The organism is Chryseobacterium sp. 2P, from assembly GCF_059579425.1.
This window is the reverse complement of the sequence record NZ_CM184194.1, coordinates 3530078-3550837: the sequence shown is the minus strand read 5'-3', so window position 1 is coordinate 3550837 and position 20760 is coordinate 3530078. Positions and strand designations below refer to the sequence as shown.

Annotated in this window: 22 protein-coding genes and 1 tRNA gene; 8 read left to right on the top strand and 15 right to left on the bottom strand. The window is 36.6% G+C overall.

The annotated features are described in order from the left end of the window. Positions 1-108: 108 nt before the first annotated feature. Together AC52CF_RS16140 and AC52CF_RS16135 are read right to left on the bottom strand one after the other, a co-directional pair. A tRNA-Ser gene (locus AC52CF_RS16140) sits at positions 109-195 on the bottom strand. A 58-nt stretch (positions 196-253) separates the two neighbouring features. Continuing rightward, positions 254-1270, bottom strand: a complete 1017-nt coding sequence (locus AC52CF_RS16135; protein WP_214588710.1) for an asparaginase — start codon at positions 1268-1270, stop codon at positions 254-256. A gap of 79 nt (positions 1271-1349) precedes the next feature. On the opposite strand from AC52CF_RS16135, the gene AC52CF_RS16130 reads away from it, so the two are divergent. Both AC52CF_RS16130 and AC52CF_RS16125 read left to right on the top strand, forming a co-directional pair. After that, the gene (locus AC52CF_RS16130; RefSeq protein ID WP_214588711.1) at positions 1350-2021 is read left to right on the top strand and encodes a TrmH family RNA methyltransferase; all 672 of its coding nucleotides are present in this window, start codon (positions 1350-1352) and stop codon (positions 2019-2021) included. A gap of 441 nt (positions 2022-2462) precedes the next feature. Next, on the top strand, positions 2463-2621 hold the full coding sequence (locus tag AC52CF_RS16125) for a hypothetical protein (RefSeq protein WP_214588712.1): 159 nt from the start codon (positions 2463-2465) through the stop codon (positions 2619-2621). On the opposite strand, the gene AC52CF_RS16120 is transcribed toward AC52CF_RS16125, so the two are convergent. From AC52CF_RS16120 to tsaD, 3 genes are read right to left on the bottom strand one after another with little or no spacing between them, the layout of a single operon-like run. Beyond that, entirely contained in the window at positions 2618-3313 is a 696-nt protein-coding gene (locus AC52CF_RS16120; protein WP_214588713.1) for an RsmE family RNA methyltransferase, read from the bottom strand. The two genes, AC52CF_RS16125 and AC52CF_RS16120, sit on opposite strands and share 4 nt — an antisense overlap. Positions 3314-3355: 42 nt before the next feature. Then, positions 3356-3760, bottom strand: a complete 405-nt coding sequence (locus tag AC52CF_RS16115; RefSeq protein WP_087707555.1) for a hypothetical protein — start codon at positions 3758-3760, stop codon at positions 3356-3358. Continuing rightward, positions 3757-4773: a tRNA (adenosine(37)-N6)-threonylcarbamoyltransferase complex transferase subunit TsaD gene (tsaD, locus tag AC52CF_RS16110; protein ID WP_336732328.1), complete on the bottom strand. Its 1017-nt coding sequence runs from the start codon at positions 4771-4773 to the stop codon at positions 3757-3759. Before tsaD ends, AC52CF_RS16115 begins: the two co-directional genes overlap by 4 nt. A 4-nt stretch (positions 4774-4777) precedes the next feature. Between tsaD and AC52CF_RS16105 the strand changes: the two genes are divergently transcribed. From AC52CF_RS16105 to AC52CF_RS16080, 6 genes are all read left to right on the top strand, one after another. Then, positions 4778-9574, top strand: coding sequence for a translocation/assembly module TamB domain-containing protein (locus tag AC52CF_RS16105; protein WP_214588715.1), 4797 nt, complete (start codon positions 4778-4780; stop codon positions 9572-9574). A gap of 134 nt (positions 9575-9708) precedes the next feature. Further along, entirely contained in the window at positions 9709-10179 is a 471-nt protein-coding gene (locus tag AC52CF_RS16100; protein WP_029298841.1) for an Lrp/AsnC family transcriptional regulator, read from the top strand. Between the two features lie 67 nt (positions 10180-10246). Next, positions 10247-10624, top strand: a complete 378-nt coding sequence (locus AC52CF_RS16095; protein WP_496517385.1) for a hypothetical protein — start codon at positions 10247-10249, stop codon at positions 10622-10624. Positions 10625-10784: 160 nt separating this feature from the next. Continuing rightward, positions 10785-11312, top strand: coding sequence for a TetR/AcrR family transcriptional regulator (locus AC52CF_RS16090; protein ID WP_214588716.1), 528 nt, complete (start codon positions 10785-10787; stop codon positions 11310-11312). A gap of 2 nt (positions 11313-11314) precedes the next feature. Next, positions 11315-11728: a DUF1348 family protein gene (locus AC52CF_RS16085; protein ID WP_496517384.1), complete on the top strand. Its 414-nt coding sequence runs from the start codon at positions 11315-11317 to the stop codon at positions 11726-11728. A 182-nt stretch (positions 11729-11910) separates the two neighbouring features. After that, positions 11911-12873, top strand: coding sequence for an IS256 family transposase, variant Zn-binding type (locus AC52CF_RS16080; RefSeq protein WP_250902065.1), 963 nt, complete (start codon positions 11911-11913; stop codon positions 12871-12873). A 251-nt stretch (positions 12874-13124) separates the two neighbouring features. Here AC52CF_RS16080 and AC52CF_RS16075 read toward each other — a convergent pair whose 3' ends face one another. The 10 genes from AC52CF_RS16075 to AC52CF_RS16030 form a co-directional block, all read right to left on the bottom strand. Then, complete coding sequence (locus tag AC52CF_RS16075; protein ID WP_214588718.1) at positions 13125-14072, bottom strand: transketolase family protein; 948 nt, start codon at positions 14070-14072, stop codon at positions 13125-13127. Positions 14073-14126: 54 nt separating this feature from the next. After that, entirely contained in the window at positions 14127-14978 is an 852-nt protein-coding gene (locus AC52CF_RS16070) for a transketolase (protein WP_076392612.1), read from the bottom strand. A gap of 394 nt (positions 14979-15372) precedes the next feature. Next, positions 15373-16932: a sodium:solute symporter gene (locus AC52CF_RS16065; protein ID WP_496517383.1), complete on the bottom strand. Its 1560-nt coding sequence runs from the start codon at positions 16930-16932 to the stop codon at positions 15373-15375. 153 nt (positions 16933-17085) lie between these two features. Further along, on the bottom strand, positions 17086-17385 hold the full coding sequence (locus tag AC52CF_RS16060) for a GNAT family N-acetyltransferase (RefSeq protein ID WP_175608849.1): 300 nt from the start codon (positions 17383-17385) through the stop codon (positions 17086-17088). 1 nt (position 17386) lies between these two features. Further along, on the bottom strand, positions 17387-17785 hold the full coding sequence (locus AC52CF_RS16055) for an OsmC family protein (protein ID WP_375181185.1): 399 nt from the start codon (positions 17783-17785) through the stop codon (positions 17387-17389). Next, on the bottom strand, positions 17785-18003 hold the full coding sequence (locus AC52CF_RS16050; RefSeq protein WP_375181184.1) for a (4Fe-4S)-binding protein: 219 nt from the start codon (positions 18001-18003) through the stop codon (positions 17785-17787). The genes AC52CF_RS16055 and AC52CF_RS16050 overlap by 1 nt, the downstream gene beginning before the upstream one ends. A gap of 1 nt (position 18004) precedes the next feature. Further along, the gene (locus tag AC52CF_RS16045; RefSeq protein ID WP_336732338.1) at positions 18005-18583 is read right to left on the bottom strand and encodes a TMEM175 family protein; all 579 of its coding nucleotides are present in this window, start codon (positions 18581-18583) and stop codon (positions 18005-18007) included. Beyond that, entirely contained in the window at positions 18583-19116 is a 534-nt protein-coding gene (locus tag AC52CF_RS16040; protein WP_496517382.1) for an NADPH-dependent FMN reductase, read from the bottom strand. Before AC52CF_RS16040 ends, AC52CF_RS16045 begins: the two co-directional genes overlap by 1 nt. 19 nt (positions 19117-19135) lie before the next feature. Then, positions 19136-20038: a pirin family protein gene (locus tag AC52CF_RS16035; protein ID WP_076395687.1), complete on the bottom strand. Its 903-nt coding sequence runs from the start codon at positions 20036-20038 to the stop codon at positions 19136-19138. A 75-nt stretch (positions 20039-20113) separates the two neighbouring features. After that, the gene (locus tag AC52CF_RS16030; protein ID WP_496517381.1) at positions 20114-20698 is read right to left on the bottom strand and encodes a hypothetical protein; all 585 of its coding nucleotides are present in this window, start codon (positions 20696-20698) and stop codon (positions 20114-20116) included. Between the last annotated feature and the right edge of the window lie 62 nt (positions 20699-20760).

Sequence of the window (20760 nt, the reverse complement as noted above, 5' to 3'; positions counted from 1 at the left end):
TGATACAGTTAATCTTTGGTAAATACAATAAAAAAACGATCAGACTTTTGATAATACGAAGAGTGTTAAATCAAAAAAGTCTCAGGTAAAACCTAAGACTTTTATTTGCAGAAAGGAAGGGATTCGAACCCTCGATACAGTTACCCGTATACTACCTTTCCAGGGTAGCTCCTTCAACCACTCGGACACCTTTCTTTATTCGAGACTGCAAAAATAGACTATTTTCCGGAATCTGCAAACTCAAAATGCAAATTTATCCGAAAATTTCTCCGCAAAGGCTTTTGGAGAAGTTTTCTGCGAAGTTTCCTGTGTAATTTGGGTTGTCTATCAAATGCATTGCTTTAGTAATCGCACTTTCGGCAGTAATATCCGTTCCGCTAATGGCTCCGATTCTTGAAAAAATATTGCTGTTTTCATACTTTCCGAATGAGATTCCGCCTGAAATACACTGACTTACCACCACAATTTCAGTTCCGTTATCTCGGATCTGCTGCAACGTTTCCACCGTTTTTTCACTGCTGAAAATGGTTCCCGAGCCAAAAACCTGAAGAATAAGAACCTTCATTTTTGGAATTTCTTTAAAATGATTCAGATTCATTCCCGGAAAAATTCTCCAGAAAATAACATCTTCCGAAATATGATCGTCTACATGAAATTCAATATCCGGATCACAGCGGTAAAGATTATCTTTGATAATATTTAAATGTACTCCGGATTGCCCAAGAATAGGATAGTTTGGACTTGCATACGCATCAAAATACTCCGCAGAATATTTCAAAGTGCGGTTTCCTCTCAACAGTTTATATTCAAAATAAATCGCCACTTCCTGAATAACCGCTTCCTCATTTTCGTACAGACTTGCATAATAAAGGCTCGTGAGAAGATTTTCTTTGGCATCTGTTCGTAGATCTCCGATCGGAAGTTGAGAGCCCGTTAAAATAACCGGTTTTTTCAATCCTTTCAGCATAAAACTTAATGCAGAAGCGGTATAAGACATCGTGTCTGTACCATGCAGAATTAAAAATCCGTCGAACTGATGATAATTTTTCTGAATATAATGAGCAATAATTTTCCATTCTTCAGGTCCCATGTCGGAAGAATCCAGCGGTTTTTCAAAAGGATGTACAAAAACTTCACATTCCATCAGCTTCATTTCTGGCATTTTTTCAAAAATATTTCCGAAATCAAACGCACGGAGGCTTCCGCTTTCATAATCTTTCTCCATTCCAATCGTTCCACCAGTGTATATCAACAGGACTTTTCTTTTCATATAAGACTTTTCTTAGATTTTTATCCTCCATTCGCAGGATTCCTCAAATTTACGTTAATTTGCAAAGATTTGAAAATGAATGAAAGATTTACAGCAAACTTTTGAGTATTTAAAGCAGTTTTTAACGGAAGAAAGATTAAGTAAAATTGAGCATTTTGCGCCGGAAAGTTCAGATTTTATTCTTCCGGTGGTGGAAGATGTCTATCAGTTCAGGAACGCAGCCGCAATTGTACGTTCTGTGGAAGCGTGCGGTTTTCATAAAGTGGTGGCTTTGCAGGAAGAATATAGTTTTGAACCCAATCTTCGCGTTACAAAAGGCGCAGATACGTGGGTAGAAGTGGAAAAAATGCCGAGAAGCATGGAGTCTTTCCAAGACATAAAAGACAGAGGCTATAAAATTGTTGCGGTTTCGCTGGAAAATAATGCTAAAATGCTGCCCGAATACGAAATTACTGAACCGATGGCTTTGGTTTTCGGGACGGAAATGGAAGGAGTTTCTCAGGAAATTCTGGATTTTGCCGACGAAACTCTGGCGATTCCGATGTATGGTTTTACCCGAAGTTTCAATGTTTCCGTAGCCGCTTCCATTTGTATGTATGAACTGAAGCAGAAATTACTAAAATCTGATATCGATTATAAACTGAATGAAGAAAAGCTCTTAAGGATGAAAATCCGTTGGGCAGTAAACTCCATAAGAAGCGGACAGCAGATTTTTGATAAATATTTGAAGGATAATGATCTTGAATTATGAGATTAACGGTGCTTTTCGTAGTTCTGATGGTGATAGGCTGCAATAAAAAGACTGATAAATATACCTCAAGCTAAAATTGCTGTTGATACTTTTTCACAAAATCTCATTGAAGAAGAACCTGAAGATACCACAACGGTTTCCTTTTCAAAAACCTTAACCGGAAACGGATATTCTTATACATTAAAAGGAAGACAGAATATTAATGATGGAATCAATTTTAAATCAATTGATATTTTTCATCAGAAGAAACTTCATCAGAGAATTATTTTTGATACGGTTTCTGTTTTAAATGAGTTGGAAGCTTATTTTAATGTAAGTCAGGATGTAAATTTTGACGGATTTAAGGATTTGGAAGTAATAAATCAGATGGGAAATTACTGGTCTTCATCAAGTTTCTGGCTGTACAATAAATAAACTAAAAAGTACGATTATTACAAGCCAATGGATACGATTATTAATCCTGTAGTTGATAAAAAAAATAAAGCAATTACATCAACTTATCATGTCGGTCCGGTAAACTATTACTATAAAGTATATGAGTGGAAGCATAAAAAGCTAACCATGACCCATTATCAGGAAGATGAAGATAATGGTTTCTAAATCATTTGATTATAATTCCACGCGGCAACAAAAATTCCAGCGGTCTCTGTTCTCAACCTCTGATTTCCCAAAGAAACTGCTTTGATATTATTATCAGCCAAAAAAGCTATCTCTTTTTCCGAAAAATCGCCTTCAGGACCAATCAGAAAAGTGATATTTTGCAATCCGGGAATCTTATTGAGTTCCGTTCTTTCTAAATTCTCGTGGCAGTGCGCAACAAACGTATGTTCGGGATCAATATTTTTAAGAAAATCCTGAATCTTCATTACATCGTTAATAATGGGAAAATGAAATCTTAAACTCTGTTTGGAAGCAGCAATTGCCTGTTTTTTAATTTTATCCAGATTGATATTTTTACGCTCAGTTTTTTCCGTCTGTAGAAAAGTGATTTCAGAAATTCCCATCTCGACCGCTTTTTCAACAAAGAATTCAATGCGGTCAATATTTTTAGTCGGAGCTATCGCAATATGGAGTTTCGGACTGAAATCAGGAAGATTATTTTTAATCTCATCCACTTCAATATGGGCTTTTTTACCTTCAATCGTCAGTTTTCCGGAGGCAAGATTTCCTTTTCCGTCCGTTACATGAATGGCTTCACCGTTTTTCATCCGAAGAACTTTTACAATGTGTTGTTGTTCTTCATCGTTAATCGTTACCACATTTCCTTCAATTTCTCCGTAAAAAAGTTTCATATTTAAATATTTAGAATCTGCCTGAATTTTTCTAACTAATTATTAAAAGTAAGTTTCATTTTCGCTTAAAAATGCTACTCCGGTTTTTATCGTTGTATAAATATCGCCTTCACAATCTCTGTAAGAACAGGTATAAATTTCCTCAATCCATTTATTGTTGATGAAAATCAAGTTCAGATATTCGTTTTTTCTTAAATTATTTTTGATGGATAAATAATCTCCTTCTTTCGGTTCATATTCAAAACTGAAAACATTTTCTGCGTTGATCTGTTCAATAATTTCTTCCTTAATATTCTGAACATATCCCGTTTCTGAACTTGCCGGAAAATAATCGGCGAAATCCTCCGATGCTTCATTCTTTCCCGTTACCGTTTCTAAGATCCAGTAATATTTGGAGTTTTTCTTAGAATGTTTGCCAAGTATTTTTTCCTCTAACAGTATTTTCATAAATCGTATTTTGCGGTTGCTGAAGTTCTCAGATCAGTAAATTCTCCCCGCTCAAATTTTAACTGAGCAACCATGGCAATCATCGCCGCGTTATCCGTAGTATATTCAAATTTCGGAATGTAAATATTCCAGCCCAGTTTTTCATGATTTTTCTGCATCGCCGTTCTCAAAGCCGAATTTGCCGAAACTCCTCCTGCAATCGCCACTTCATTAATATTTAAATCTTTGGCAGCCTTTTCCAGTTTGTTCATCAGAATTTCAATAATCGTTTTCTGTACCGAAGCGCAAAGATCATTCATGTTATTTTTAATGAAATCGGGATCTTTTTTTACCTCTTTCTGAATAAAATACAGCACAGAAGTCTTAATTCCGCTGAACGAATAATCGTAATTTTCTAATTTAGGTTTATTGAAGGTAAAAGCATCCGGATTTCCTTCTTTAGCCAGTCTGTCTATAATAGGACCTGCCGGATAATCAAGATCGAATATCTTCCCGATTTTATCAAATGCTTCTCCTGCTGCATCATCAGTCGTTTTCCCGATAATTTCCATGTCGAAATAATCTTTCACCAGAACGATCATCGTATGTCCGCCGCTCACGGTAAGACATAAAAAAGGGAACTTTGGCGGCACAGGATTTGCATCCTCGATGAAATGGGCTAAAATGTGCGCCTGGAGATGGTTTACCTCAATAAGCGGAACATCTAAACTCATTGCCAAAGACTTAGCAAATGACGTTCCCACAAGAAGAGAACCTAAAAGTCCCGGTCCACGTGTAAATCCTATCGCAGAAATTGCATTTTGTTGTATATTTGCTTTTGTTAAGGATTTTTCAACAACGGGGATTATATTTTGCTGATGCGCACGCGAAGCCAGCTCAGGAACCACACCGCCATATTCTTTATGGATCGCCTGATTCGCTGCAATATTCGAAAGAATAGAATTTCCCTTGATGATAGCTGCTGATGTATCGTCGCAGGACGATTCAATACCTAAAATTATAGAGTCGCTCATAATAATGGCAAAGTTAGAGAATAATAACGAGAATGAGAACAAAAAATCAGTAGCTGGTAACTTAGGTAATCAGGTACAGAAAGCTGTTGAAAATGCGGAAGGTGTTGTAAAAGAAACAGTTAAAGAAGCGTCCGAACTTGCTTCAGATGCAATTAATCATCCCATTGAAACGGCTGAAGAGTTTGGAAAACAGGCGGTAAAAGACGTTACAAGTTATTCATGGTGGGCAAAACTTTTACTGATTCTCTTCTGGCTGGGTCTGGCTTTGGTTGCCGCTATTTTTATAATTATTAATCTTCCTTCCACAAAACAGTGGGCAGCAGATCAGGCGTTACAAATTGTTAACCGCGACTTTAAAGCACAAATGTCAACAGAAAGCGTTGAGGTTAATTTTTTCGGAAATGTAAAAATCAAAGGATTAAAGATCAAAGATTATAAAGGATACGATTTTATTCAGTCCAAAGAATTTATTGCTAATTCCAACTGGCTTTCTTTAGCCTCGAATATCACTAAAAATAATTCTCTGAGTTTCAATTCTCTTACGTTAAAAAACGCGGATGTAAAAGTGATTACATACAAAGGCGACAGTATTTCAAACTTCATCCGTTTTACCAAACTGTTTGACAGCGGCAAAAAGAGAAATCCCAATAAACCTCCGTTTCAGCTCGATTCAAGACTGCAGATTCTGGATTCTAAAGTTTCCATCGTCAATCTGAATTCTCCGGGTGAAAAAGGAAAATGGTTAACCGCAACCAATTTTAATCTGATTGCACCGAATGTAAAAGTAAACGGAAGAAATATTTCAGGAATAATCAATAATATGTCTTTCACCACAACAAGATGGGGGAAATCTCATTTTGTGGATACTTTTTCTACCGAGCTCTCCATGACGCCGGAATATCTTTTCCTGAAAGATCTTACTTTAAATACAGATCACTCGCTTTTACAGGGAGATATTAAATTTAACCTTCACAATGACGGTTCGTGGGCAGATTTTGCAGATAAAGTGAAATGGGACATGAACTTAAAACAGGGAAGCCAGTTAAGCGGATATGATATCAGTTATTTTGTGACCAACTGGGATAATTTTAAGCCTTTCAATGTTTCAGGGAAAATGACAGGTCCACTGAATGATTTTAAGCTTGATAATTTTCTCATCCGAAATCCTGATGTGAATATTGCCACCAAAAAAATGAAGGTGAATAAGCTGCTGAAAGGAAACTTTTTAATTGAAACCAATGATCTTTCTGCTGATTTCACTTATAAAGATCTAAAAGCAATGATGCCTTCATTTATTGCTAAAAAAATGAAAAACTTCGCGGATGATTTCGGAAAATTAAAATACAACGGAACCGCAAGTGTAAATCCGAACCGCGTTTACGTTTCAAACGGAAATCTGATGACAGGAATCGGGCAGGCAAAAATCACGAATTTTTCTTTAACGGAATACAGCTCTCCGATGCCGAAATATGCCGGAATAGCGGAAGTGAAGGATCTTAATACTTCCGTGATTACAAAAAACAAATCCGTAGGATTAATTTCTGGGAAGTTCAATATCAACGGGCAGAGTTTTGATGTAAACACCATGAAGCTGACGACGAAATCACAGATTTCGAGCATTGAAATTATGAATAAGGAAATCAATAATCTGTATCTTGACGGATTATTGGATCATAAAAAATACAACGGACTCATCACCGTGAATGATGAACAGGCAAAAGCAACCATAAAAGGATTAATTGATTTCAGCACTCCAAGAATTTCGATGGATGTGAATGCTGATGTAAATTACCTAAACATGAATTATTTTACCAATAAACCCGGAAACCAGATTGTAAGCGGAAAGGTGACTGGTAAAATGGCAATGTCTTCCATTAACGATTTAGCGCTGGATGTAGAAGCCAGAGGAATTAATTTTGCAACGGCAACCCAGAAATACTCCATCCCGAATGCAAAAGTGAAAACCTTTGTGGAAAACGGAGGCAGAGTTATTGCTGTGGATGCTCCGGGAGCAGTGAACGGAAAAATTTCAGGACGATACAATCTGGGCGATCTTGCGGGAATGGTAGAAAACGGACTCAATAAAATTCTTGTGGGACCTGCACCAAGAAAAATATATCGAGGACAGAGCTTTGCCATGAATTTTGATGTTCAGCAAGGTTTGGTAAGCTATTTCTTACCGGATCTTAAAATTCCGCAGGGCGCAAAAGTGGAAGGGCAGTACGACGGAAATTCCAATAACCTGATCCTGAATCTTGATGCGGCTTCACTGAAATATATCATGACGAAAACTCAGGAGATTACAGAAGCGGATAAAGCTTTGGCTGCCGCGAATCCCGAGTATAAAATTAACGAAAGAGATAAAATTACCAGAGACAGCGCAATGGTAGACAGCGTTATGGTAAGAATCAATACCGCGAATCTTAATGAGCAGATTTATGCTAAAATCAACAGGGTTTTATACAATAAAAATGTTCTTAAAGACATTACTTTAAGCGGAAGAAACGAGAACAATACCATTCTTCATCTCGCAACAAAATTTAAACACGGAAGTCCTGAAGATGAGCTTGATGACAATCTGAAAGAATACGCGATCAACGTCAATCAGTCTACCAACGCAGGAGGCGATTTTGTTTTCAGATTTGAACCAACCGAGGTTAAGTTTAATGATGTAACATGGGCTATTGATACCAGTCCGGAACTTAATCATTCCATCACTTACCGTAAAAAAGAAAGCGATTTTGATATTCAGAATCTCCGGGTTTTTTCAGACAACAGTGCATTGTTTATTAAAGATGCCCAGTTTAAATCTGCCAAGGATTTTTATGTAGATGCGGAAGTGGATAATTTTGCCATCGAAAAGCTGCTGGAAATGCAGGCAGGAGGAAATTCTATGAACATTAAAGGTCTTGCAAACGGAAGTGTGAAAATTAAAATGGACAAAAACACGCTGCAACCTTTGGTAGATATGACGATCGATGATATCATGATGAACGGAAACGACATGGGAGATATCACCATTTCTGCAACCAACAGTTATTCCCTGAATGTTTATGATGTCGATATAAAAGTAAATTCTGCAGGAATTATCGGAAACAACAGTCTTCATGTAACCGGAACGGTAAATAATAATACTGAGTCGCCAATAATTGATCTTACCGCTGAAATGCGCGATTTTGATGTAGCCTTCGCCCAGCAGTTCGTGACTTCGGTTTTTGGAAATCTGAGAGGAAAAGCAACCGGAGACCTTAAAATTTCAGGAAAATTCAGCAATCTGGACTACAGTGGAGATATTGCACTTAAAGGATTCGGTCTGAAACTTTTGTTTACAGGTGTTGATTATTCTTTTGATGATACTGTAATTCCTTTAACCAAAGGTTTAGCGATTCTTAACAGTGTTGAGGTTCATGACGGAAGAACCAATTCAAAAGGAAATATTTCCGGTGCGATTCAGTTTGAGACACTCTCGTCGATGGGAGTCAACCTCGTGATGAGAGCCGATAATTTATTAATGCTGAATACTACCCAGAAAGATCTGGATTTATTCTGGGGAAGAGTTTACGGGCAGGGAGATTTATACGTAGACGGACCTGTTTCCGGTTTAAGTATTTCCACTCCTAACATGAAAGCTTTAAGCGGAAGTACATTTACATTCAACTCAGGCTCTACTTCTAATGTGGAAGAATTTAAGATGCTGAGATTCCTGAAAGAAGGAAAAGACGGTCTGGTTACTTTGGATGAAAAGAAAAAATCCGGAGCGAACATGAATATTGATCTTGCTCTGGATGTAGATAAAGGGACAACCGTGAATGTTCTTATTGGAGACGATGTCGGAAATATTATGGTAAAAGGAGCTGCCGAAAAGCTTCGTTTCCAGATGAGCCGACAGGGAAATATCGCCATGAACGGAACATATAAGGTAGATAACGGAACTTTTGTTTCCAAAGCGATTCTTAACAAAACGTTCCAGATTGAGAAAGGAAGCAGCATCCGTTGGGATGGAGATGCGATGAAGCCAGCTTTGGATATTACTGCAAATTATACGAAAGTGGTTTCAAACGCAGGTAAATATCTGAATATGGGAAGCCTTCAGCCAATAACTATTCTGCTTCAGGCGAATATTACCCAATCGCTGGTTGATCCTAAAATTGATCTTGACGTAACTGCGTTGGATGTTTCCAGCCAGATTAAAGAGACGTTGGCTTCAAAAATGAGTCAGGAAGGTGAAAAAGTTTTACAGTTTGGATCTGTTTTACTTTTAAGCACTTTTAATGTTTCCGACACCGGCGGAGTGAATGTCAATGCGGCAGATCTTGCAGAAACACAGGGATACAATTTGTTATTAAAACAATTGGGATCTGTTTTAAATACTATGAGCAACGAATTCCAGATCGACCTGAATTATGTAAAAGGAGATCAGTATTCCAATGTAGGAGACCGTGCGAATGCAGGAGTTAGTTTTGCGCTTTCACCAAGAGTAAAAGTAAAAACAGGACTGGGAATTCCACTCACAAAAACCGAAAATACAGACGTTAATTATCTGTCCGGAGAAGGGACGATCGAGTATGATATTTCCAAGAAAAATGACGGAAGTCTTCTATTGCGGGGATATTCCAAACCTTCCAACATCGGAATGGTAAACGGAGCCGGATCAAACGGAACTGCGAACCAGGCATACGGAGCGGGTATTGTCTGGTCTAAGAGTTTTAATTCTATATTTAAAAAGAAGAAAAAAGATAAAAAACAAACGGCTGAGCAAACTGAAATAAAAACAGATTCTGTAAAATCAGGGAGTAAATAATCAGAATATTTTAATGATTTTTGTCATATGTGTTAATTATTGTTAATGTTTGATATAATTTTTTTTGTTAAATTATTTTTTTTAAATTTGCAAAAAATATGTAGATTTTTTAAAGAAATTGTAATTTAACTAATATGAACTATCAACTGGACGAAATAGACAAGAAAATTCTTGATTTCTTAGTAGAGAACACAAGAATGCCTTTTACAGAAATTGCTAAGCAGATGGATGTTTCTGCGGGTACAATTCACGTAAGAGTGAAAAAGATGGAGGATGCAGGTATTATTTTGGGATCATCTCTTAATATAGATTACGGAAAGTTAGACTATCACTTCACCGCTTTTATCGGAATCTTATTAACCAAATCTAACAGAACTCAGGAAGTTCTGAAAGAATTATCTACTATTCCAAACGTAATTGAAGCTAGCGTAATTTCCGGAAAATATAATATTTTCTGCAAAGTAAGAGCTAAGAATACAGACGATGCAAAGAGAATCATCTACCAAATCGATGATATTCAGGATGTAATGAGAACAGAAAGTATGATTTCTATGGAAGAATACTTAAGCGACAAAAACAGACTGATTAACGCGATCTCTGTATAATCAAATTTTAAACGAATTATATAAAAGAACTTATGAAATCTCTCATAAGTTCTTTATTTTTGTAGTTATGGAAGAATACAGCTATTTTGACGAAGATCCGAAGAAAGGGTGGGGTTTCATCCTTGCTTTTGCGGCATTGCTCTTGTTTACGGTTATGGGATTCGGGATCGATTTTGATGAATATTTGCAGCACGAAACCCTGAATATTCCGGCTTGGTACGCCTACACTGTTTTCGCAATTGATGCTTTAATGGTGGTAAGTCTTGTGCTTATGTTTTTTTACAGAAAAATAGGCATCTTTGCTTTTCCTGCGTTATTGGTTCTGCATTTCTTCATGCACAACTATTACTTGTCTACTTTCCTTTACACTGACGTTACCAATCTTTTTCTTTTTACAGGTTTCGGAATGCTGGCAATAATTCCTAAATGGAAGTTTTTTAGGTAATTTAATAATACAATAAATTGAGAGCGGGCTTTGTCCGCTTTTTTTATGGATGTAAAAGACTTCTTTTTTGTGATAGATAAATCTTTATCATTATTATAGACAGATTAGTCTGTCTGTTTTTGAAATTTTGTATTACCTTTGACTTATCAAAAACAAAAGAATGGTATCACCTAAAGAAAGAATCATAGAAACCACGTTTGAACTGTTTGCTAAACAAGGATATAATTCCACGGGAATAAATCAGATCATTGCCGAAGCAAAAGTGGCAAAGGCAAGTTTTTATCAGTATTTTAAATCGAAAGAAGATTTGTGTGTAGAATTTCTGAACGTAAGACATGATTATTGGTTTGGTGAGCTCAACAAATTTGTATCAGGAAAAAAAGATGTAAAATCAAAACTGATCGCTTCTTTTGACTTTTTAATAGAAATGAATCGGAAAGAAAATTTCAGAGGTTGCAGTTTTCTTAATATTTTATCTGAGATTCCGACGGATAACCTAAAAATACTGTCTGTTATACAAAGTCATAAGCAGGATTTGAGAGATCATTTTTCATCATTACTGGAAGATCCGGATCTTTCTGATCATGTCTATTTGCTTTTTGAAAGCTCAATTGTCGAAAGTCAGGTTTTCAGATCAAATGAATTAATAGAAAAATCAAAAAGAATAGTTAACAATCTAATACATTAAAAATGGAACAGAAACACCCACTTCCACCGTTCACTTTAGAGGCAGCCCTTGAAAAAATTCAGCTTGCAGAAGATGCATGGAACAGTCAGGATCCTGAAAGAGTTTCCAAAGCCTACACTGTAGACAGTGAATGGAGAAACAGAGATCAATTTGTAAATGGCAGAGAAGAAATTGTAAAATTCCTCAGCAGTAAATGGCAGAAAGAATTTAATTATAAACTGAAAAAAGAATATTGGGCGCATGTAGATAACCGAATTGCTGTACGTTTCGAGTATGAATATCAGAATAAAGAAGGAAATTGGTTCCGTGCTTACGGAAACGAAAACTGGGAATTTGACGAGAATGGTTTGATGAGAAAAAGATTTGCAAGCATTAATGATTTAGCGATAAAAAAAGAAGACAGAAAGCTAAAATAATTTTCTTGGAATTTCGCCTTAAAATGTCTAGATTCTGATAAAGCTTTGCTCCTTTGCGAAGATATCAACAAAGGCATAATACTGAAAAATAGTTGGTAGAATCCTATCAAAACCTCATTGTTAGGCTGCTTGGAGGAAGTTTTATGAAACGTGTTTCATAAAACTTTTTCTTTGTCTGAAAAATGGCAAAAAAACGTTGTTGGTCTTGTTCAAGCCTGGAGGTAATTCGTTGGGGAAAACAAGGGGGAAAGCAAAGATTTAAATGTAAAAATTGCGGGATTTTATTTACTCAAAACAGAACGGAGCAGAGAATTAAAAATCGTTTTATCTGGTTCAAAAAATGGGTATTGGAAAGGCAGACCTACAAAACGCTTTGCAGAGACAGCGGTTATTCGAAAGATACTTTGCAGAAAACATTTTATACCATTTTAGAGCAGTCTCCTACCTTAAAGATCATCAAACGGGAAAAGGTGAATTTAAGAATGGATGCAACTTATTTTGCTCAGTTCTGTTTAATTGCTTATCAGGATGATTTTGATGGATATACACAGCTTATCCGTTTTACCGATGGAGAACATTATGAAGAAATCAGGGAAGATTTAAACAATCTTTTACGGCTGGGCGTAAAGCTGGAAAGCATTACTACAGATGGACATAAAAGCGTTTTGAAAGCCATAAATAAATCTGATGGAGACATCATTACTCAGAGATGTCTGGTTCATATTCAGAGAATGTGCCTGATCTGGCTCACAAAGTTTCCTAAACATATTGCCGGTCAGGAACTTCGAAAACACGTTTTATTATTACTGAAAATTAAAACACAAAACGATAAAATCTGGTGGAAAAATGAACTCAACGACTGGTATTTGAGACATCAGGATTATATTAATGAAAAAACAATTAATCTTGAAACCGAAAGATACTGGTATACCCACAAGCTTATCAGACGATCGTATTTTACTATAAAACGGGCATTGCCCAATATGTTTCATTATCTGGAAAATCCCAATATTCCTAAAACAACCAATGGTATTGAGGGATACTTCAGCCATTTAAAAAATCATCTCGACCTGCACAGAGGTCTCACATTGAAAAACCGAATCAATTTCATCAAATGGTATATTTATTTTTCTAACGAAAAATAGAGTTTTTTTAGCCATAAGGTTCATCCGATAATAAACGAAAAGGTGAGGGAAACCTCACCTTAAAACTATCGTTTTGAACATTAATCCTATTGCTGAAAAGTTGATCTCCACCAGTGCTTTTGTCCTCTTCGGATTAACATCCATAATTTATTAAAATATATCCTGAATTTCACCAACTATTTTTCAGTACATTACCTCAACAAACGAAAAAGCATCCAAAAAGGATGCTTTTTTATTTATTTTTAAAAGAATTATTTATCTAAAATTCTCTTCACTGCTTCTTTCACGGCAGTAGAATCAATTTTATATTTCTTCATCAATTCAGCAGGCGTTGCAGATTCTCCGAAAGTATCGTTTACTGCTACAAATTCCTGTTTTGTCGGTCTTTTTCTTGCCAACATTCCCGCAACAGATTCTCCCAGACCACCGATGTAGTTGTGTTCTTCAGCCGTTACAATTTTTCCTGTCTTTTCAACAGATTTTAAGATGATTTCTTCGTCCAAAGGTTTAATCGTGTGGATATTGATTACTTCACAGGAAATACCTTCTTTTTCAAGCTCATCTGCAGCAAGTAAAGATTCCCAAACCAAATGTCCCGTTGCAACAATGGTTACATCTGTTCCTTCCTGAAGCATAATTCCTTTTCCGATCTCGAAAGGCATATCTTCAGGAATGAAAACAGGAACTACAGGTCTTCCGAATCTTAAATAAACCGGACCTTCAAAATCGGCAATCGCTAAAGTAGCTGCTTTTGTCTGGTTGTAATCACAAGGATTAATCACCGTCATTCCCGGAAGCATTTTCATCATTCCGATATCTTCCAAAACCTGGTGTGTTGCACCGTCTTCACCCAAAGTAAGACCCGCGTGAGAAGCACAGATTTTTACATTTTTATTGGAGTACGCAATAGACTGACGAATCTGATCGTATACTCTGGAAGTGGAAAAGTTAGCAAAAGTTCCTGTAAAAGGAATTTTTCCTGTAATGCTCAAACCGGCTGCAAGACCCATCATATTCGCTTCCGCAATACCTACCTGAAAAAATCTTTCAGGAGCCTTTTCAATGAATTTTTCCATCTTCAAAGAACCGATAAGGTCTGCACAAAGCGCTACAACATTAGGATTTTTATCTGCAAGTTCAGCCAATCCGGCTCCGAATCCTGAACGTGTATCTTTTTTTTCTGTATATGTAAATTTCATTTTTTTCTAATTATTAATTAAGATTACTTATTACCAATTACTCATTACTAATAATTAATAATCAGCCGGAGCTTCAAGATATAACTGTTTGAAAGCTGTTTCCAGTTGCTCATCATTCGGAGCTTTTCCGTGCCAAGCGTGAGTTCCCATCATATAATCTACACCGTAACCCATCTCTGTATGAAGAATAATGGCTACCGGTTTTTCTTTTCCGGTTTCTGTTTTTGCTTTTTCAAGAATGGCAATTACCGCCTCAAGGTCGTTACCGTTTTTCTCTTCCAGAACTGTCCATCCGAAGGCTTCCAGTTTTGCATGAAGATTTCCTAAAGAAAGTACGTTATCTGTACTTCCGTCGATCTGTTGTCCGTTATAATCGATGGTTGAAATAATATTGTCAACTTTTTTGGCTGCTGCGTACATAAATGCTTCCCAAACCTGACCTTCCTGCAATTCACCATCGCCATGAAGAGAGTAAACCAAAGAGCTGTCTCCGTCCAGTTTTTTACCCTGAGCTACGCCCAAAGCTACAGAAAGCCCCTGTCCTAAAGAACCTGAAGCCACTCTTACGCCTGGAAGACCTTCGTGAGTCGTCGGGTGACCCTGTAATCTTGAATCTAATTTTCTGAATGTACTAAGCTCCTGAACCGGAAAAAATCCGAATCTTGCCAAAGTAGAATAGAATACAGGAGAAATGTGTCCGTTAGAAAGATAGAAATGATCTTCATTTTTACCTTCCATTGTGAAAGGAAGATGATAGTTCATTACCTTTCCGTAAAGGGCTGTGAAATATTCAGTACAGCCTAAACTTCCTCCCGGGTGACCGGAATTTACAGCATGAACCATTCTTAAAATGTCTCTTCTGATTTGTGTAGTAAGAGATTTTAACTCTTCAATACTTTTACTCATTATATAAGATTTATTTGTATGCGAATTTACAATTTTTTGATGGGTTACGGAAATGGAAAAATCCGCGCTGAAAAGTGCGGATTTTTATTATTTAAAAGGAAGTCTGTTTAAAGTTTTTTAATAGATTTCTAAATTTAAGTTTCAAACGCAAAGTCTTTATTTTCAGAGTTAACATTTTAAGATAAGCAAAGTGAAGCAGATTTCATCTGTCATTAAGCGAACGCTTCATCATCCGTCTCTGACGGAAATATCTTTGCTCAACTTCTCAAAAAAATAACAGGTTTCTTTGCGTTTAATAATTATATATACTGTACTTTTTATTAACACAAAAAGAACTGTATTTGTCTGAAAATTATTTTTTAATTTGTTTCAACAGGTTTAAGACATTGGTTTTTTAAACAACCTTCAGATAAGATTTATGTTTTACCAACCAAAGCCCAATGAAAGTTAATAATCCATTCAGAACAATTAACTCTACCCCGATTCTGTAATCCGTATACGTTGTTACCAGATAATTGATAATGTACGTTGCAGCCGGAGCTAAAATTGTTACCGCCAAAATTGAATATTTCCTTGAAATCTGAAATTTCGTGAAAATTCCGAAGGCAAAAAGTCCTAAAAGCGGTCCGTAAGTATAGCCTGCAATCTCCATGATGAGGTAAACAATCGATTTGTCATTCAACGCTTTAAAAACCATAATCAAAATAAAGAAAACGATCGTAAACGTTAAATGAACCTTCATACGAAGCTGTTTTTTCTCTTTTTCCGTTTTGTTTTTGTCTTCATTAAGATTCAAAAGATCTACGCAATACGAACTCGTAACAGCGGTTAAAGCGCCATCCGCAGAAGGAAATAATGCCGAAATTAATCCGATAATGAAGATAACGGAAATAATCATCGGGAAATGCCCCTGAAGCGATAAAGCAGGAAACAGATCGTCTCCCATGATATTTTTAATGTTACCCGCAGAATCTTTGAAACCGAAAATATTGGTTACCGTTTCTCCGTCTATTTTTCCATATTCTGCGCCGTTCTGCAAAGCAAAAAGATAAAGAAGACCTCCTAAAAAAAGGAATGCCAGATTCACAAAAAGCAGCGTTCCTGCGAAAGTGAGCATATTTTTCTTTGAATTTTTAAGATTATCCACAGAGATATTTTTCTGCATCATTTCCTGATCTAATCCTGTCATTGCAATCGTAATGAAAATTCCCCCTAAAATCGTTTTCAGGAAAAATGTTTTGGAATTCGGATCAAAATTGATGAAGTGGGTATAATTTTTCTGTTCTAAAATCGTATACGCTTCGCCTAATGATAAATTTAAATGCGATAAAATATAAACAATACAGGCAACGAGACTGATAATCATAAATGACGTCTGTAAAGTATCGGTAATCACAATTGTTTTTACACCGCCTTCAAATGTATATAAAAGCACCATTAACAGCAGAACCAAAGCCGTAACCCAGAAAGGAACGCCCAAACCTTCCAGAAGGAAAATCTGAAGAACGTTGACCACTAAATATAACCTTGCCGTTGCACCAATTGCCCTTGAAATAATGAAAAAGATTGAGCCGATCTTATGCGCTTCAATGTTGAATCTTTTGCCTAAATAGGTGTAAATCGAGGTGAGATTCATTTTGTAGTACAGCGGAAGAAGAATTGCAGCAACAATAAAATATCCGATGAAAAAGCCGATCACCATCATATAATATTCGAATCCACCGTAGATATATTCAGTTCCCGTCATTTTACCAACTGTTCCGGGAACGGAAATAAATGTTACCCCGCTTAAGCTGGTTCCGATCATTCCGAAAGCAACAAGCCACCATTTACTTTTTTTATTCCCGATAAAAAACGACTGATTATCAGAATTTCGGCTTGTAAAATAAGAAATAACCAAAAGTCCGATGAAATAGACAAAAACAAACAGCAAAAGAACAGTTCCGGAATTCATGCTTTAATTTAAATTTTAGCAAATATAGTTTTTTTCTGTTCTGCCCAAAAAGAAAAAACCTTCAGGATATATTTCCGGAAGGTTTTATATGTAAATCTGAGATTCAGGCTGATAATTCAGAAGCTCAAACTTAATCTCAACCATAGCTAAAAACTAAGCCTGTGTCTTATTTACCAGAACATCCTGAAGTTCTTCATGTTTCTGGAACGTAGCCTTGGCAAAAGGACAAAGCGGAATAATTGTTTTTCCGTTCTTTCTTGCAAAATCTACTGCCGCAAGAAGCATTTCTTTCCCAACGCCTTTTCCGTTATATGCTTCTTCAACTTCGGTGTGATCGATGATGAATCTTTCTTCTCCAGCCCAGGTGTACGTCATCAAACCTGCATGGTTTCCGTCTATGAATGCTTCAAAATTTCCGTGTTTCGGGTCGTTGGTTTGTTTTACTTCAATCATATTATGAAAATTTGGTTAATATTTCTATATCGTTTGTAAGAATTTTATGAATCGGGCACGCATCTGCAATAGCGTGAAGTCTTTTCAGTTGTTCATCATCAAGATTTGTGCCTTCAAAGCTGATGTCTCTTTTGAAAACGGCTCTTTTCGTTAAAGGAAAATTTTCCAGTTCCACTTCAACATTTATTTTTTCGACGTTCCATTCTTTTCGGTCGATGTACATTCTCAAGGTTGCCGCTGTGCAGCTTGCAAGGGAAGTGGCAAGAATTTCAAAAGGATTGAACCCTTTATTTCCGCCGCCTTTGTCTACCGGTTCATCCGTAATAAGAGTATTTTCTCCCGCAACAACTTCGGTGTAGTATTTTTCTGTTCCTAAACTTGCTTTTACTGTGATTGCCATTATTTTTCTGTATTGAATTGATAACTCAGTGCGCCGGAAGGACACTGGTCGATTTGATTTTTAAGTTCTTCAGCGGTTGCATTTTCAGGTTTCAGCCACGGTCTTTCTTTCGGGTTATACACTTTTGGAAGTGTTTTTACACAGACTGCAGCATGGATACATTTTTTAGGCTGCCAGATGACGGTAATTTCTCCGTTTACATATTCGTGTGTTTCCATATCAGTTCTCATTTAAAGTTTTTTCTATTCGTCTGTCCGGAATCAGCCAAAGGAAAGCCACTGTATAATACAACCCTACAGCAATATAAGGGTAAATAAATGATACAATAATCCCTGAGACATACAAAACAATGGATGCATTTTCCTTAAAACGGGAAGCAATGGCCTGTTTCAGTCTGGAATTTTCACCTTCAGCTTTTATAATGGCATTTTCCAGAATCGTATAGGCAATCGCACAGAGTACTAATCCGAATCCGTAAGTAGCCACCGGATTTTTGGCAAAATGAGTTTCCCCGATCCATTCTGTTGCAAAAGGCATTAAAGAAAGCCAGAACAGCAGATGAAGATTTGCCCAAAGAATTTTTCCGTTTACTTTTTTCACTGCCTGAAAAAGATGATGATGATTGTTCCAGTAAATTCCTACATACAGAAAGCTGAAAATATATGCCAGAAATTTCGGGATAAGCGGTTTCAGGCTATGCCAGTCGTTTCCTTCCGGAACTTTCAGTTCCAGTACCATAATCGTGATGATGATCGCAAGAACCCCGTCACTGAAAGCCTCTAATCTTCCTTTGGTCATTATTTAAGGATTGTATTTTTGAAATTCTCCACTTTACTGTTTAGGTCTTTCAGCATTTCAGGATTGATAACTCCGCTTTCCAGATCAAAATTTTCATAAAATTTAGGAAGTGAAAAAGTTTCTTTGATATCCGCTCCGAAATTCGGGAAAAATATCTTTGCCGTGTTCATCACATTTCCGCCGCCGTAACCTCCCGGAGAAGTGGACATCAGAAACATCGGCTTGTCCTGAAAAACCTTCACGTTGATTCTTGAAGCCCAGTCGAAAACGTTTTTAAAAGCCGCACTGTACGATCTGTTGTGTTCCGCAAGCGAACAAATAATCACATCACATTCTTCTATCGCTTTCAAAAAATGGTGTGCTTCTTCCGGAAAACCTTTCTTTTCGCGGTCTACGGAAAAAACAGGCATATCAAAATCATTCAGATCAATCAGATTGATTTCTTCATCCTGAAAATCTTTTAGAACGAATTTTACAAGTTCCCTGTTGATGGAAGTGGAAGACGTACTTCCTGCAAATGCTAATATTTTCATCAAGTATGATTTTAAATTGTTATGGTTTTCTGTTTAAAATAGCTTTCGGAAGCGGGACATATTCGTTTTCATCTCCCGGAACCAAAGGAAAAGCATCGTGGTTTTGATCGTGCCAGTTTACTTTTGCCTGATCGATCAGTTCTTTTTCGGAATTTACAAAATTCCAGAATATAAACCGCTCTTCTTCAAATGGTTCGCCGCCGAAAAGATAAACCGTTCCGTTTTCGCTCATGTCAAATTCGCAGAGTTGGGTGTTTTTGGCTATCATCAGTTGTTTAGATCCGTAAGAATTTCCGTCAGTAGAAACAGTTCCGTCCAGAACGTACATGGCAGCTTCTCCGTAAAGATCTTTCCCAATGCTGATCTTTTTTGCTTCTTTGGTTTTAATTTCAATAAAAAACAGCTTACTGTGAACCGGAACCGGCGATTTTTTTCCAAAAGCTTCACCTGCAATTAATTTATACTGAATTCCGTCTTCCTCCCAAACCGGAATTTCATCTGCTTCAATGTGGTGGAATGTAGGTTCAGACTGTTCCAGATGTTTCGGAAGTCCCACCCAGATCTGGAATCCGTGAAGTCTTTTGTCAGAATGTCTCAGATATTCCGGAGTTCTTTCAGAGTGTACTACACCTTTTCCGGCAGTCATCCAGTTTACAGCTCCCGGTTTTATTTCCAGAGCACTTCCGATGCTGTCTCTGTGAAAAATAGATCCTTCCAGAAGATACGTTAATGTTGAAAGCCCGATGTGCGGATGCGGCGGAACATCAAGATTCTGATAATCTTTTAAGTCGGATGGTCCCATATGATCGATAAAAACGAAAGGTCCGACTGCTCTTTTTTCGCGGAAAGGCAATAATCTTCCCACCAGAAAGTTTCCGATATCCGCAGATTTTTCTTCTATAATAAGTCCGATGTTTGACATGATGTGTGTGATTTATTTGTATTAATTTTTAATTTAATTCTGAATTCTTAAATGAGGATTTTGCAAGTTGAATGTTTATAGATTCCCATACACTACGATTTCTTCTGCGAATCTCAGTTTGGAATTGAACCATTTAATCAGATTTCGTAAAAATAATTCTTCATCCGCTGTTTCTACAGGTAATCTTGCGATCTGATTTACAATTTTTCTCATCGTTTCATTTTTATATCGGTTATGACCTGTGATGTCAAACGTTTCAGAATTGGCAGCTTTAAAAATGTCAATTACATAATCAAAATCTTTAGATTGAATGAAGATTCCCCTGTCTGTTGGGATGTAATATTTTTCCAGACTGCTGTTTTCAGCCCATAATATAAATCCTATTTTATGAATTTGCTGATCTGGTGTTGCTGTAAGATATAAGATTTTTTCCTGAATTTTTTTCATGGCTTTCTCTTCATCATGCTTACAGATATGGTAATATTTTTTTGCAGTTTTATCATCACATTCAGTTAATCTGCATATCGTATTAATTTTGTTGCGATGAAATTCCTGTATGCTTAATTCCACATTATTATTGTTTCTTTTCAATAGTTTTTGGGCTGAATGTAAAGGAATGTTTATTCTGTTTCTCAGTTCTTTAATCGTATTAGTTTCCATGTTTTATTTAATGGCTTGAAATAATTAGTAAATTATCCGGGTATTTTCCGAACCATCGTCTA

Bases quoted from the DNA above. Each gene is read 5' to 3' on its own strand.
- AC52CF_RS16135 (WP_214588710.1), bottom strand. From the start codon at position 1,270: ATGAAAAGAAAAGTCCTGTTGATATACACTGGTGGAACGATTGGAATG.
- AC52CF_RS16130 (WP_214588711.1), top strand. From the start codon at position 1,350: ATGAAAGATTTACAGCAAACTTTTGAGTATTTAAAGCAGTTTTTAACG.
- AC52CF_RS16125 (WP_214588712.1), top strand. From the start codon at position 2,463: ATGGATACGATTATTAATCCTGTAGTTGATAAAAAAAATAAAGCAATT.
- AC52CF_RS16120 (WP_214588713.1), bottom strand. From the start codon at position 3,313: ATGAAACTTTTTTACGGAGAAATTGAAGGAAATGTGGTAACGATTAAC.
- AC52CF_RS16115 (WP_087707555.1), bottom strand. From the start codon at position 3,760: ATGAAAATACTGTTAGAGGAAAAAATACTTGGCAAACATTCTAAGAAA.
- tsaD (WP_336732328.1), bottom strand. From the start codon at position 4,773: ATGAGCGACTCTATAATTTTAGGTATTGAATCGTCCTGCGACGATACA.
- AC52CF_RS16105 (WP_214588715.1), top strand. From the start codon at position 4,778: ATGGCAAAGTTAGAGAATAATAACGAGAATGAGAACAAAAAATCAGTA.
- AC52CF_RS16100 (WP_029298841.1), top strand. From the start codon at position 9,709: ATGAACTATCAACTGGACGAAATAGACAAGAAAATTCTTGATTTCTTA.
- AC52CF_RS16095 (WP_496517385.1), top strand. From the start codon at position 10,247: ATGGAAGAATACAGCTATTTTGACGAAGATCCGAAGAAAGGGTGGGGT.
- AC52CF_RS16090 (WP_214588716.1), top strand. From the start codon at position 10,785: ATGGTATCACCTAAAGAAAGAATCATAGAAACCACGTTTGAACTGTTT.
- AC52CF_RS16085 (WP_496517384.1), top strand. From the start codon at position 11,315: ATGGAACAGAAACACCCACTTCCACCGTTCACTTTAGAGGCAGCCCTT.
- AC52CF_RS16080 (WP_250902065.1), top strand. From the start codon at position 11,911: ATGGCAAAAAAACGTTGTTGGTCTTGTTCAAGCCTGGAGGTAATTCGT.
- AC52CF_RS16075 (WP_214588718.1), bottom strand. From the start codon at position 14,072: ATGAAATTTACATATACAGAAAAAAAAGATACACGTTCAGGATTCGGA.
- AC52CF_RS16070 (WP_076392612.1), bottom strand. From the start codon at position 14,978: ATGAGTAAAAGTATTGAAGAGTTAAAATCTCTTACTACACAAATCAGA.
- AC52CF_RS16065 (WP_496517383.1), bottom strand. From the start codon at position 16,932: ATGAATTCCGGAACTGTTCTTTTGCTGTTTGTTTTTGTCTATTTCATC.
- AC52CF_RS16060 (WP_175608849.1), bottom strand. From the start codon at position 17,385: ATGATTGAAGTAAAACAAACCAACGACCCGAAACACGGAAATTTTGAA.
- AC52CF_RS16055 (WP_375181185.1), bottom strand. From the start codon at position 17,785: ATGGCAATCACAGTAAAAGCAAGTTTAGGAACAGAAAAATACTACACC.
- AC52CF_RS16050 (WP_375181184.1), bottom strand. From the start codon at position 18,003: ATGGAAACACACGAATATGTAAACGGAGAAATTACCGTCATCTGGCAG.
- AC52CF_RS16045 (WP_336732338.1), bottom strand. From the start codon at position 18,583: ATGACCAAAGGAAGATTAGAGGCTTTCAGTGACGGGGTTCTTGCGATC.
- AC52CF_RS16040 (WP_496517382.1), bottom strand. From the start codon at position 19,116: ATGAAAATATTAGCATTTGCAGGAAGTACGTCTTCCACTTCCATCAAC.
- AC52CF_RS16035 (WP_076395687.1), bottom strand. From the start codon at position 20,038: ATGTCAAACATCGGACTTATTATAGAAGAAAAATCTGCGGATATCGGA.
- AC52CF_RS16030 (WP_496517381.1), bottom strand. From the start codon at position 20,698: ATGGAAACTAATACGATTAAAGAACTGAGAAACAGAATAAACATTCCT.